This window comes from Geofilum rhodophaeum, assembly GCF_002210225.1.
GTDB lineage: Bacteria > Bacteroidota > Bacteroidia > Bacteroidales > Marinilabiliaceae > Geofilum > Geofilum rhodophaeum.
Map to the genome: position 1 here is coordinate 337,117 of NZ_MWUJ01000001.1, position 13,423 is coordinate 350,539.

The following is a 13,423-nucleotide window of genomic DNA, read 5'->3' on the forward strand; positions in this document are numbered from 1 at the left end:
GTACAATCAATAATGAACGGTTAACAAACAAAAGGCATAAGAGAAGCGAGCACTTTCAGGAACAGCCAACAATATTTGCTGTCCCTCCTTAAGGCGACCACTGTGCAAAAGCTCCTCCAACATTACATAAATAGACCCTGCACCAATATTCCCCTTGGTCTTTAAATTCACAAACCACTTATCGTAAGGAATTTCAATGTCGTTGTCCTTTAAAAAAGCATAAATCTTATCTTGAAAAAAGTGGCTCGACATGTGCGGCAGAAAATAATCTACCTTGCTGACATCGATGTTCTTCTTCTCCAACAGCTGCTTTAAGAAAGCAAAACCCTTCGACACAATATTCTCACTCAAGAGCTTAACATCTTGCTTGATACTCAGCACCGAATTCTGAACCACTTCCTGGATGGACATATCCTGATAGCCAATCAGCTTACCGCTTTCATCCTTTTCCGCCCCCATATACATGCAGGTCTCCAATTCATTGGCAAAGGAGCACATTTCAATCCACTCAACCTTCAACGAGGGACCGTCTCCTTTTTTCTCAGCTTCAACAAGAAAGGCACCTGCGCCATCAGAAAGCATCCACCGCAAAAAGTCTTTTTCAAAAGCCACATAAGGATTGGCTTCAATCCGCTCAAGATATTTAATTTCTTCTTCAAAAAAAGTAGCCCGCATATGTGACGACATCCGTTCCGAACCCGTGCATACCGCCTTGCTTTTATCTTCGGCTTTTACCGACAGGTAGGCGTGTTTGAAAGATTGCATCCCCGAGCAGCAGGCCCCTGCGTTGGATATAACCTCTACTCCCGCGAACTCAGGCAACAATCCGTGCACCAATACTGCGTGGGAGGGCAGCAGGGCATCGGGACTGGTAGTTCCGCAGGCCAACAGCTCTACGTCTTCCATCTCCCGGGGATCAACGAATAGTCTTCGTACGGCCTCAGCAACCATCTCAGCATTAGAATGCGTAGGCCGCCCCTCTTTATCCAAGGCATAATAACGTTGCTCAATTTTATTACTTCGAAGCACTACCCGCTTCGATTTTGATTTCGCTCCTCCAATAAACCCCAGGTAGCTTTCCATTTCCTCATTGCTTACCGGCTCATTGGGTAAAAATGCAGAAACGGAATTGATGTATACGTCGGCCATAATTAGTTCAGGTAAAACAAGCTGTTACAGATTACTAAAATCATTCATCAAAAGCTGCTGCCGCTTCTTTTTAAAACGCGGGAACAGAAAGGGCAGAAAAAGCACATTATAAACCAGCAGCACAATGGGCGCTACCAGAAACAAAGCAAAAAACAAATAATATTTAAAGGCTGTAATGCCCAGCCTTCTTTTCCGGCTGCCCGGGGCAAGCCCAGCCAGCAGACCGGCCCAGATCCGAAACATCATCTTACCACGCTTTTCTATAAAAAGGATGTTGGGCGATAACCTAAGGCGCCCGGTGGCCACAAAGTCGGCCTGCACCTCTTCCAAACGCTGCTCTTCCAAACAGCTTTTCAGCAGGCGACCAAAGTCCGCGGTGCCTTCAATATCTTTCGGCGCTACACCTGGAGGTGGAAAAATGCCCCACATTTTATCCTTTTTCCCGGTAACCATCCAATACAAAATAGTCACCGCACTGATGAGATTATTGGTCTTGTCGACCAAGGGCACATTGCCCACGACCCGCCCACCAGCAGCCTCAATCATCCGGGTGACACTGCTCTGGGCGTTGATCCACATATTGCGCGAACCGATAAGGGTAAGCACCGGCTTACCTTTAGCCAAACGCTTAAAATCCGGCGATTGCAAAAGTGCGGTAACCGGTATGGCCGGCGAGAGAAACCAAGGCTGGTGTCCCACTACAATCAAATCATAAGGACCTTCCACCTCATCAAGCGGGGCCAAAGGTGCTCCCTTCTCCAAAACGGAGTCGGGCATGGCATCGAAAAACTCGTCAGAAGTCCAGGGGAAAGGGAAGGCTTTAAGGGGTTTCACTTCCTTAAAATCAACCTGATAATCCGACAGCGGTTGCATAAAGCTTTGGAGAATCTCCCGCAACTGTCCGGACTGAGTAAAATACAAAACCAATATTCTCATTACTTATCTACTAGCGCAACTTAGTGCCGTTGCAGGTACAACTCAACTTCCTTCTTTAATTCCGGCTCCATCACATCCAATGCCTCCAACACCATGCCTTTATCCACTTCCAGCTCCCCGCTATAGTTTAAAAATGCAGGGGCCTGCTCCTGTATAATCATTCGGACAAAGCGAAACTCCACCTCCTTGGGCCACTTTTCAATTTCCTGCTCCAAGAGCTCACGACCCTGTTTAAAAGAAGCCAACTTTTGAGCAGGCACTTTTTGAAAATCAGCCAGACGAATGTATAGCGCGCCCAAATACACCTGGTCTTGAGAAGAGGGGGACTCCAGAGACTCCAGTTCTGCTGCCAGCGAACGAACAGAGTCGGTGGATGAGCTCCTTATGACATCATAAAATGCCTCATTAATCTGACTGCTCAGCGCGCTGAACTGCATCAGGAAGAAAAAAAACAGGCTTACGAACAGTACACTCCTTCTCATCAACAGACTTTTTTATACAAACTCCTAAAAGAGCCGAAAAATAGCAAAAAAGTCCCAGACCCCCAGCCCCATCCATCAAATACCTCAAGTCTTCGGCCAAAGACCTGTCCTTTTGAAACGCCATTTTGAAGAAAAGAGACCGTATGTAAAAAAAGAGGGGCACAGGCCCCTCTTTTCAACACAATAAATATCCGCACTGGGCAAAGCACTTATTCAATTAAGATTTTGCACTTCCAAAATAATCATAAAACAAAGCGATGGTCTCTATCCCATTAAAAAACTGCTCCAGGGGGAAGTTTTCGTTGGGACTGTGGATGGCATCGGCCTCCAGACCAAAGCCCATCAGCACGGACTTGATACCCAAAATATCTTCGAAGCTGGAAATGATGGGAATGCTGCCTCCGCTGCGTACCGGAACCGGCTGCTTGCCGTAAACTTTTTCATAAGCCTGCTCAGCTGCCTTGTAGGCCGGAATATCGATGGGACAAACATAGCCCTGACCGCCGTGAAGTGGCGTGACTTTCACTTGCACCGAGGCAGGCGCCAGCTGCTCCAGGTGCTCCTTAAACAAAAGCGCAATTTTTTCGTGGTCCTGGTTCGGCACCAAACGGGTCGACACCTTGGCAAAAGCCTTTGAAGGCAGCACCGTTTTGGCCCCTTCACCGGTATAGCCACCCCAAATGCCGCAAATGTCGAATGAGGGACGAATGCCCGTGCGCTCGTTGGTGCTGAAGCCCGCTTCTCCAGCCAGCTCCTTCACGCCAATGGCCGACTTGTAGGCCGACTCGTTGAAAGGCGCCTTGGCCATCAAGGCACGTTCCTCAGCGCTCACCTCCACCACATCGTCGTAAAAGCCGGGAATGGTGATGTGTCCCTGCGCATCGGTCATGCCGGCCAGCAACTTACTCAACACATTAATGGGATTGGCCACGGCACCACCGAAGAGCCCGCTGTGCAAATCCCGGTTGGGACCGCTGACCTCCACCTCCCAATAAGCCAGTCCACGCAGACCCGTAGTAATGGAAGGAATATCCCTTGCTATGATGGAGGTGTCTGAAACCAGGATCACATCGGCCTTAAGCAGCTCCTTGTTGGCCGCACAAAAGGCCGGGAGACTGGGAGAACCAATTTCTTCCTCCCCCTCAATTAAGAACTTGACGTTACATTTTAACAAATCGTTCTTTACCAGGTATTCGAAGGCCTTAGCGTGCATAAAAGACTGACCCTTGTCGTCGTCGGCCCCCCGGGCAAAGATTTTCCCATCACGAATTTCCGGCTCAAAAGGATCGCTGTGCCAAAGGTTTACGGGATCTACCGGCATCACATCCATGTGCCCGTAAACCAGCACCGTAGGCAAAGAAGGATCCAGCAGTTTTTCCCCATAAGTCACCGGATTTCCAGCCGTCTCCATAACTTCTGCCCGATCGGCTCCGGCTTGCAACAACTTCTCCTTCCACCATTCTGCAGCCCGGTACATATCGGGCTTATGTTGGCTTTCCGAGCTGATCGAAGGTATGCGGATCAACTCAAATAATTCATCCAGGAAGCGCTGTTTGTTCGCTTCAATATAAGTCTTCAAATTCTCCATAGTCTCAGCATAAAAAATTCACTCTTCACAACCATACACACAATCGTTACAGGTAGCCAAGCGCACACAACCCTTGTCCTTCAGAATGCCAACCAGACAAGCCACCACAGCCTCCCGGCTGTCTGTGTCCTGACAAAGCGGATTTTCGGTAAAGTGCACAAAAAACGCCTCCAAATCGGCATCGGTGGGCCGCGTGATGGCGCCACTCACCTGCTCCCCATCGAGTTCCAACACCATCATAGCCGTAATACCATTGTCGAGTAACAGCACATATTGTTCATAAGCCTCAAACACCTGCTCCTCTACCGAAGGCATTGATTGCTTGCGACTTCCACAAGAAGACAGGATTAAAAACAGCCCCACTACCAAGCCACCTGCTCGCAGGCCTCCACGCAATACTTGCTCCATTACCTCTGTATTAGCTGATTTTACAAGACTACAAGATACCAAACATAAAAAAAACAATCAAAAAAAAGACGGTGTCTTTTTTTTGATTGTTTTTCCCGAGACGTCCTGGCCCCCTACGCCATGTTGTGGAAGACGTTGGTCACATCCTCATCGTCCTCAAACTTGGCCAAAAGCTTTTCGATGTCTGCCTGCTGCTCCTCAGTAAGTGTTTTGGTATCGTGCGGGATACGCTCAAACTCAGCGTTCAGAATCTCAAACTCATTCTCCTCAAGATATTTCTGAATGGGTCCGAAGCCTTCAAACTCCCCGTAAATCATAGTATTATCGTCCTCTACAAAAACCTCCTGCACCCCATAATCAATCAACTCCAGCTCCAACTCTTCGGGGTCCAGCCCTTCCTTGGTCACCACTTTAAAGCTGCACTTGTGGTCGAACATATAATCCACACTGCCCGAGGTCCCCAAAGAACCATTGTTCTTATTAAAATAACTGCGCACATTGGCCACAGTACGGGTTGGGTTATCGGTGGCCGTTTCTACAATTACAGCAATACCATAAGGACCATAGCCTTCGTACACCACTTCCTTGTAGTCCTCCTGGTCCTTCGAAGTCGCCTTTTTAATCGCCCGCTCGACGTTCTCCTTAGGCATATTGGCCGCCTTGGCATTCTGCATCAATACCCTCAGACGGGGGTTGGCCACCGGATCGGGGCCACTGCTCTTCACTGCAATAGCTATTTCTCGGCCAATTTTGGTGAAAGTCTTGGCCATATTGCCCCAGCGCTTCAGCTTACGGGCTTTTCTGTATTCAAACGCGCGTCCCATGTTCTGCTATTTTAATTTGGGCTACAAATTTATTATAAATCCTTTTGCATCATAACATCTCACTGCATTCCAGGCGAAAAAAATCACTCCTCCCCTTTCTCCCCTTCCCGCAACAACTTGTCGGCTTCCTCCATTTCATCGTAAAAAGCCTGTCCGTACTTTCGAACCAGCGCCTCCTTCAAAAAACGATAAATGGGCAGGCCCTTCTCAGCCCCCAGCACGCGGGCAGGTCCGCAAATGGGCCACTGGTGGTAGTTCAGTGCCTCAAAGTCGCTGTACTTGGTTACCCTGATGGGATACAAGTGGCACGACACCGGCTTCTTAAACGAAATCAAACCCTCATTATAGGCCTTCTCAATGCTGCACTTGCACACCCCCTTTTCGTCGTAGTAGGCATACACACATTCTCTGCCATTGATGATCGGCGTCACCTTGTCGCCGTCGCCATCTACCTCCCAGGTACCCACCCGCTCAATTTCCTTAAGCGCAGCCGGTCCCAGCATGGGCTTAATCACCGGAAAAATTTCTTCCAGAATCCGGGTTTCTTCCTCCTCCAAAGGTGCACCCGATTCACCTTCCACACAACAAGCCCCCATGCATTTGGGCAGATCACAAATAAAGTGTCGCTCAAAAACATCCAGGCTGATCAACTTATCGTCTATCTGAACCATCTTACTTCAAAAAAAATGCAGCAACTCCAAGTTCGGAATTGCTGCACAAATTTATCTCATTTTTCTGATTAAGCCAGCTTAATCAGACTCTTTCCTGTCATTTCCTCAGGCTGCTCCACACCCATAAGCGTTAAAACAGAAGGCGCCACATCGGCCAAAATACCATCCTGCACCTCCCCCTTACGCTCGGTCACCCAAATAAAAGGCACCGGATTCAAAGAATGCGCCGTATTGGGCGAACCATCGGCATTCATCGCATTGTCGGCATTGCCGTGGTCGGCAATGATGATGGCTTCGTAGCCGTTCTCACGCGCCGTTTCCACCACCTCTTTGAGACATTCATCTACCGCTTTTACAGCCTTCAAAATAGCCTGTGCATCGCCGGTATGTCCCACCATATCGCCATTGGCAAAATTCAGGGCAATAAAATCGAATTTCTGCTTCTTCAACTCTGCCACCATCTTATCCTTCACCTCATAGGCGCTCATTTCGGGCTGCAAGTCGTAAGTCGCTACCTTGGGCGAATTTACCAAAATGCGCTCCTCACCGGCAAAAACCGCTTCACGTCCACCCGAAAAGAAAAAGGTCACGTGGGCATACTTCTCTGTTTCAGCCATACGCAGCTGCTTCAAACCTTTTGCAGCCACCACTTCGCCAAGGGTGTTGTTTACATTGTCCTTATCGAACAACACATGCATCCCTTTAAAAGTAGCATCGTAAGGCGTCATGGTGCAGTAATACAAGGGCAGCGTCTTCATGCCGTGCTCAGGCATATCCTCCTGGGTCAATACTACGGTAATTTCACGGGCCCGGTCGTTGCGGAAGTTGAAGAAAATGATCACATCGCCTTCCTGAATGGTGCCAAGAGGCTTGCCCTGGGCATCCACACGAACAATGGGCTTAATAAACTCATCGGTCACATCCTGATCGTACGAGGCTTGAATGGCAGCCACCATATCCTGCGCAGCTTCCCCTTCACCCTTTACCATCAAATCGTAGGCCAGCTTAATGCGCTCCCAGCGCTTGTCGCGGTCCATGGCATAATAACGTCCGATAACCGAAGCTACCTCGGCATTGTTGCCCTTGATATGCTCGAGCAGCTCGCTCATGTAGCCCTTGCCGCTCTTAGGATCGGTATCGCGACCATCCATAAAGGCATGCACAAAAACATTAGCAATACCGGCTTCGGTAGCCAGGTCGGTCAGCTTATACAAATGGTCCTGACTGCTGTGCACACCACCCTTGGAAACCAGGCCCAGGAAATGCACCTGCTTACCCTGCTCTTTGGCATAGGCCAAAGCCTTTACCAGCTCAGGGTTCTGAGCGATGGAATTGTCGCGGATGGCCAGATTAATCTTCACCAAATCCTGATAAACCACGCGTCCGGCACCAATATTCAGGTGCCCCACTTCCGAGTTACCCATTTGGCCGTCGGGCAGGCCCACATTTTCGCCGGATGCCTGCAACTGAGCGTTGGGGTATTTGGCTACCAGACTGTCGAAGTAAGGGGTGTCGCCCTTGTAAACCAGGTCGGCCTCATTTTTGGCACCGTAGCCCCAGCCGTCCAATATTACCAATAACGTCTTTTTGCTCATAAAGTAAAGTGTATGTAGATTTTCAATTATTAAACATGCCTGTCGGTGCAAAGTTCAACCCTTAAGCTGAGCGCAACTCTGCAAAAATACCGAAAATTGCTCAATATCAAAGCACTCAAGTGTTAATACATCTAAACCGGTCAAAAACAAAAAAGCCGGCTCACGGCCGGCTTTTTTTTGTGGTACCACCTGGAATCGAACCAGGGACACACGGATTTTCAGTCCGTTGCTCTACCAACTGAGCTATGGTACCAGAGGTTATTTTTATAATAAGGGAGCAAAAATAACAAACCTCCGCAATCATTTAACCCTTAAAATCCTTGCCGACCATACCCTTTCAAAATATCGTCAACAAAAACAGTCCCCTCGTGAGCGACTGGTGGTACCACCTGGAATCGAACCAGGGACACACGGATTTTCAGTCCGTTGCTCTACCAACTGAGCTATGGTACCTTGCGAAAACGCGGTGCAAATATACGTAAAGATTTTGTTCCTCAAAATGCCGAAGTCAAAAATATTCCCAGGCCGCCCCAGGCCGCTTCCACACAGACTCCTTAGGCATCAAAAAGTCAAGCGCTTAGCGCGCTTCAAAAAAAAACAGCAAGTTTCGCCAGCTGGTGACAGCTGTGCCGGCCTGCGATTCGTTTATTCCCTTTTGTTTTATACTTTTGCAACCTATACCGAAGCGCAACACATGGAAATAAACACACATACTTTCTCTAATGGCATCCGGCTGATTCATCATCCCCTGGATTCGCCCGTAGGGCATTGCGGCATCCTCATCAACACCGGATCGCGCGACGAAGAAGAGCACGAGCACGGCATGGCCCACTTTATTGAGCACGTCATTTTTAAAGGCACCCGAAAAAGAAAAACCTACCACATTCTGAGTCGCATCGACGATGTGGGCGGCGAGCTCAACGCCTATACCACTAAGGAAGAGACTTGCGTCTACGCTTCTTACCTGAGTCAGGACTTCGAAAGGGCCCTTGAATTGTTGCACGACATTACCTTTCACTCCACCTTTCCCGAACGCGAACTGGAAAAGGAAAAGGAAGTCATCATTGACGAAATCAATTCCTACAAAGACAACCCTTCGGAGTTGATTATCGATGATTTTGAGGAATTGGTTTTCGCCGGCGACCCTATGGGCCGAAACATTCTGGGCACTCCGGAACGCCTGGCCGGCTTTGGGCAGAGCGACATCCAAAAATTCATGCGCAACAATTACCACACCGACCAGATGGTAATTTGTGTGGTGGGACAAATGGACAAAAACAAGGTGCTGCGACTGGCGGCCAAGTATTTTGAACCTTTGCCCGCCAATCTGCGTCAGAAAAAACGTCCCGCCAGTCTCCACTATCGCCCCCAAAGCATCGACAAGGTAATGGACACCTTCCAGAGCCACACTGTTTTGGGCAACATCGCTTACGACCTCGACAGTCCCCAACGCCTGGGCTTGCTCTTGCTCAGCAACCTCATTGGCGGACCCGGCATGAACAGTCGCCTCAACATGGCCCTGCGCGAAAAAAACGGCATTGCCTACAACATCGAATCCATCTACACCCCCTACTACGGCACCGGCGTGTTCTGCATCTATTTTGGCACCGACGAAGAAAACCTCAACCGCAGCCTCAAGGTGGTACACCGGGAGCTGCGCCGGCTGCGCGAGGCCCGTTTGGGCAAACTGCAACTGCACAACGCCATTCGCCAACTGAAGGGACAAATAACCATTGCCAACGAAAACCGCGAAAACCTCATGCTTTCTATCGGCAAGAGCTACATGCTTTACAACAAAGTCGATTCCCGGGAAGAGACCTGGTCCAAGATCGATGCCATTCAGGCCAGCGACTTGCTTGAGATAGCCAACGAGGTTTTTGACCCCGCTCAATTGTCCTACCTCATATACCGCCAAAGCTGATGGATCTGGATTTGGAAAAATATCTGCTCGATCACATCGACCCGGAGGATGAAGTGCTGCGCGAACTCGACCGCTACACCCACCTGCATGTGCTCCGGTCCCGTATGCTTTCCGGCCATCTGCAGGGCAGCGTGCTCAAAATGCTTTGCCGCATGATTCAACCGGCCGACATTCTGGAAATCGGCACCTTTACCGGCTATTCGGCCATCAGCATGGCCCGGGGAATGGACCAGTACGGACACATCCACACCATAGAAATCAACGACGAGCTCGAAAGTCTCATCCGACGTTTCATCGCCAAGGCGGGACTCCAACACCAGATTACCCTGCACCTGGGCAATGCCCTCGACATCATCCCCACCTTGCCCGGTCCCTTCGACCTGGTGTTTATGGACGGCGACAAGCGGCAGTACCCCGCTTACTACGAAGCAGTATTTCCCAAAATAAAACCGGGCGGCTACCTGTTGGCCGACAACATACTGTGGGACGGGAAAGTGGCCCGACCGGGCATGCCCGATGATGCCTACACCAAGGGGATCATGGATTTCAACGACCGGGTGCGCGACGATGAGCGGGTGGAAAAAACCATTCTGCCGCTGCGCGACGGGCTGCTGCTCATCCGTAAAAAGCAGGCAAAGTAAACACTTTGCCCCGCCAACTGTTTGCCTAAATAAACAAAGACAACATGTACCAAAGCATCCTCATCATATACGGATCCTCACTGGGCAACACCCAGTTTGTAGCAGAAAAACTGCAACTGCTGCTTCCCGGCGCTGCCCTTAGGGAAGCCTCCGAAGTACAGCCTTCGGAATTACAGAACTACAAGGCACTTATTTTAGGGACCTCTACCTGGGGGGTCGGTCTGCTGCAAGATGAGTTTGAAACCTTTATGGACCTCTTATTGCTCGAAGATTTAAAGGGCAAGACCGTTGCCCTTTTCGGCTTAGGCGATCAGCAAAATTATCCCGATTCGTTTTGCGACGGCATGGGGAAAATCTACGAATTGTTGGAAAACAAGGACGTGCATTTTGTAGGCGCCTGGCCGGTAGATGATTACGACTTCACCACCTCCAAAGCAGTAGTGGATGGACAACTGGTGGGTCTGGCTCTCGACGAGGACAATGAGCCGGATTTGAGCGATTTCCGTTTAAAAAGCTGGGTGCAGGCCATAAAAGATCAACTCCCGACCTAGTCGTCGGTTCCGGTGCTGCCTGCAGTCACCACCAAATTATCGAGCTCCCGTTTTTCAAAGAGGGTGGGATAATCCTCCAGAAAGCGGGTCATAACCGACCGCAAAGCAGCCTCCCGCAAAAAAGTGGACTTGCTTTTCTGTCGGTATTTTTTGCAATATACCTCAATAGCCTCCAGCTCCTTATCGTTAAGCAACACCGTCACCTTGTGGTGTCGCCGCAAAGCGGCATCTCTTTGTCTGGAGGCAGGCACTTGTTTCTTTGGGGAGTTTTTACGCATTCCTTCGCTCAAATTAAAGTCCAAAAATAGCTATTTTTCTTAAGTCGCACAATTTCAGAAGCACAAGCCAGTTGACTCCAAAAAAGGAGGATGGTTTCCCATCCTCCTTCTGTTCTTTTAGATACACAAGTTTTAAGGCAAACCAGCCCTACTGCATTATTATCTTCTTCGTTCTCATCCAGCCATTTTCTCCTTTGGCTTTCAAAACAAATGTGCCAGCAGCAACAAAATCGAGATCAATCGTCTGTGCACCAGAAGGGACTGCGGACTCATAAACCAACTGACCGCTCATATTGTACAGCTTAAGAACCAAAGACTCCGGACTTTCTATCGCCAATTGATTCCCCACAAGTGTCCACTCAAGGGCATCCGCCATGTGCTCATCAAGGGAGGTCGGAATTTTTGAAAACACAGCTTCATATTCGCGCTTTAAATCAGGAACAAGTGCCCCTCCCTCAAAAGTCTCATCGCTCCAATTGATCCAATATTTAAACTCAAAGCCCTCTTTCACAGGGGTAGGGAATACCAGTTCCAGATCTTCGCTGTTGGCATTAAATGCAGAGGCCCCCATCAAAGCCACCTGTGCCGGCTCCTCAAAACCAACTTCCGTCAACCTGTTGCTTGCAAAAGCCTCACTGCCAATTTCGGCAACGGTTGCAGGCACCACCAAACTATTCAGTTTGTTTCTATAAAAGGCATACTCATCAATACTACTCAAATTAACACAACGCGACAAATCGATCTCTGACAGATTGTTCCAGGCGAAGGCTGCAAAACAAAGCTCTTCCAGAGTTGTAGGCAGAGTCAATTCATACATCCCTTTATGCGAGAAAATGCCGTTCTCAGTAAGGGCTTTAATCCCCTTTACAGCTTGGCCATCCAGCTCATCAGGAATGATGATAAACTTGTAATTGCTGTTGTACGAGGTGCTTTGAATGAAACCATTTTCAACCACAACATCCTCGTCTGTAATAACATAAGGCACCTTAGCCGCATAATTCAACTGCTTATCCACCAGCTCATCGCCAGCCTGATACAGAACTCCATTACTGTCCTGCCAACCGGCAAAACCATCCCTGGAAACCTCCGGAAAACTAAGAGAAAGACCGTAATTATCGTTAAAAGCACTCCAGGTAATGAACAATAATTGAGATTCTCCTTGAAACTGTACCTCCGTCAACTGATTCTTAGCAAAGGCAGCCTGCCCTATAAACTCCACTCCCGAGGGAATCACCACCTCAGACAGCGTATTGGAAAAGAATGTGTAATCCTCTATCCGTTTAAGTCCTGCAGGCAGTACCACACCTTTAATTCCTTTGTCAACAAAAGGACCGATTCGCACTCCGTCAACAAATGTCCCACCAGAAATTCCGCTTATGGACTGCTCCTCAAGCACATTGGGGATAGTCACTACAAAACCCTCCAAATCGGCACTGCAAGCAGTGATTACGCCCTCTTCTACCGTTACATCATCATCTGTTAATGTATAAGTAAGAATGGGCCAATAGTCTGCCGAAGAATCGTAGTCAATCTCTTCACCGGCAGCAAACAAGCCTCCTTTAGAATTAGCCCATTGACTGTATGCACCGGTTAACGATTCGGGCAAAACCAATTTGTCAATTCCACTGCCAAGCGCATTGGCTTCAATCAGTTTCAGAGAAGCAGGAAGAATAAGCGCAGTAAACTCGTTAGCACCAAAAGCGTTGGATTTAATTTGCTCAAGACCTTCTGGCAACTCCAGGGAAGCTACATCACAAAAATAAAAGGCAGTGCTCTCAATAACTTTCAAGGTGGAGGGCAACTCCAAATCGACAATGCTGTTACTTTGAAAAGCAGACTTTCCAATGTAAGTAACCCCCTCGGGCACCACCAGACTGGTTAGGGCATTTTTGTAAAAAGCATAATCCCCCAAGTGCACCATCCCCTCCGGAAGGGTGATTGAAGTGAGTCCTTTATCGGCAAAAATAGCCCCCCATGCACCGAAACTATCCGCGATACCAAGAACTGCCTGTTCTCCAATGGTGGCGGGAATAATCAACTCCTTCTCAGTAAAATCGTAGGAGCAGCTGGTGATGTAGCCATCTTCATCCAGCTCTACGTCGGCTTCGGTTAAGGTATACTGAGCTTTTGCGGTAAGTGCTAATCCCAGCATAAACAAGATTGCTCCCCCTTTTTTTACAGGGGCAGCCAAAGCGCTCAAATTGTAAAAATTCTTCATTGAGTATTGGTTAAGTAAAACATATTTAAACCTCGAAAATTGCGAAAAAACACAGAGCAGGCCAAGTAGAATGATTCCATATTAAGAACAGGCCTAAAACGAATGAGCCCATAATACAATGGCACGATAAATAATTACATTTAGAAGACTCTTGTTATGAT

At 48.6% G+C, this 13,423-nt stretch carries 13 protein-coding genes and 2 tRNA genes; 3 read left to right on the top strand and 12 right to left on the bottom strand.

The window, feature by feature from the left end; genetic code table 11:
* Positions 1 to 6: 6 nt before the first annotated feature.
* From B4W65_RS01165 to B4W65_RS01210, 10 genes are all read right to left on the bottom strand, one after another.
* Positions 7 to 1,149, bottom strand: coding sequence for a beta-ketoacyl-ACP synthase III (locus B4W65_RS01165; RefSeq protein ID WP_088653274.1), 1,143 nt, complete (start codon positions 1,147 to 1,149; stop codon positions 7 to 9).
* A 24-nt stretch (positions 1,150 to 1,173) separates the two neighbouring features.
* The gene (locus B4W65_RS01170) at positions 1,174 to 2,085 is read right to left on the bottom strand and encodes a hypothetical protein (protein ID WP_088653275.1); all 912 of its coding nucleotides are present in this window, start codon (positions 2,083 to 2,085) and stop codon (positions 1,174 to 1,176) included.
* Positions 2,086 to 2,105: 20 nt separating this feature from the next.
* Entirely contained in the window at positions 2,106 to 2,567 is a 462-nt protein-coding gene (locus B4W65_RS01175; protein ID WP_088653276.1) for a hypothetical protein, read from the bottom strand.
* 217 nt (positions 2,568 to 2,784) lie between these two features.
* Positions 2,785 to 4,155 (bottom strand): dipeptidase, encoded by a 1,371-nt coding sequence (locus tag B4W65_RS01180; protein WP_088653277.1) that lies wholly within the window; start codon positions 4,153 to 4,155, stop codon positions 2,785 to 2,787.
* 18 nt (positions 4,156 to 4,173) lie between these two features.
* Positions 4,174 to 4,563 carry a hypothetical protein gene (locus B4W65_RS01185; RefSeq protein WP_088653278.1) on the bottom strand — a complete coding sequence of 130 codons (390 nt, stop codon included), beginning with the start codon at positions 4,561 to 4,563 and terminating at the stop codon, positions 4,174 to 4,176.
* A 113-nt stretch (positions 4,564 to 4,676) separates the two neighbouring features.
* Positions 4,677 to 5,387 carry a YebC/PmpR family DNA-binding transcriptional regulator gene (locus B4W65_RS01190; RefSeq protein WP_088653279.1) on the bottom strand — a complete coding sequence of 237 codons (711 nt, stop codon included), beginning with the start codon at positions 5,385 to 5,387 and terminating at the stop codon, positions 4,677 to 4,679.
* A gap of 83 nt (positions 5,388 to 5,470) precedes the next feature.
* A complete protein-coding gene (locus B4W65_RS01195) occupies positions 5,471 to 6,058 on the bottom strand; it encodes a DUF3109 family protein (protein ID WP_088653280.1) in 588 nt (195 codons plus the stop codon).
* 68 nt (positions 6,059 to 6,126) lie between these two features.
* A complete protein-coding gene (gene gpmI, locus B4W65_RS01200) occupies positions 6,127 to 7,653 on the bottom strand; it encodes a 2,3-bisphosphoglycerate-independent phosphoglycerate mutase (protein WP_088653281.1) in 1,527 nt (508 codons plus the stop codon).
* A 180-nt stretch (positions 7,654 to 7,833) separates the two neighbouring features.
* Positions 7,834 to 7,906: transfer RNA gene (locus B4W65_RS01205), tRNA-Phe, on the bottom strand.
* Positions 7,907 to 8,030: 124 nt separating this feature from the next.
* Positions 8,031 to 8,106, bottom strand: a tRNA-Phe gene (locus B4W65_RS01210).
* A gap of 241 nt (positions 8,107 to 8,347) precedes the next feature.
* On the opposite strand from B4W65_RS01210, the gene B4W65_RS01215 reads away from it, so the two are divergent.
* The 3 genes from B4W65_RS01215 to B4W65_RS01225 are packed head-to-tail and all read left to right on the top strand — an operon-like array spanning position 8,348 to position 10,766.
* A complete protein-coding gene (locus B4W65_RS01215) occupies positions 8,348 to 9,574 on the top strand; it encodes a M16 family metallopeptidase (RefSeq protein WP_088653282.1) in 1,227 nt (408 codons plus the stop codon).
* On the top strand, positions 9,574 to 10,215 hold the full coding sequence (locus tag B4W65_RS01220) for an O-methyltransferase (protein ID WP_205741190.1): 642 nt from the start codon (positions 9,574 to 9,576) through the stop codon (positions 10,213 to 10,215). Before B4W65_RS01215 ends, B4W65_RS01220 begins: the two co-directional genes overlap by 1 nt.
* Before the next feature lie 44 nt (positions 10,216 to 10,259).
* Positions 10,260 to 10,766 (top strand): flavodoxin, encoded by a 507-nt coding sequence (locus B4W65_RS01225; RefSeq protein WP_088653283.1) that lies wholly within the window; start codon positions 10,260 to 10,262, stop codon positions 10,764 to 10,766.
* Here the strand turns inward: B4W65_RS01225 and B4W65_RS01230 are convergent.
* Both B4W65_RS01230 and B4W65_RS01235 read right to left on the bottom strand, forming a co-directional pair.
* Complete coding sequence (locus B4W65_RS01230) at positions 10,763 to 11,068, bottom strand: hypothetical protein (protein ID WP_240509436.1); 306 nt, start codon at positions 11,066 to 11,068, stop codon at positions 10,763 to 10,765. The genes B4W65_RS01225 and B4W65_RS01230 overlap by 4 nt on opposite strands.
* A gap of 124 nt (positions 11,069 to 11,192) precedes the next feature.
* Complete coding sequence (locus tag B4W65_RS01235) at positions 11,193 to 13,262, bottom strand: leucine-rich repeat protein (RefSeq protein WP_088653284.1); 2,070 nt, start codon at positions 13,260 to 13,262, stop codon at positions 11,193 to 11,195.
* Positions 13,263 to 13,423 lie beyond the last annotated feature (161 nt).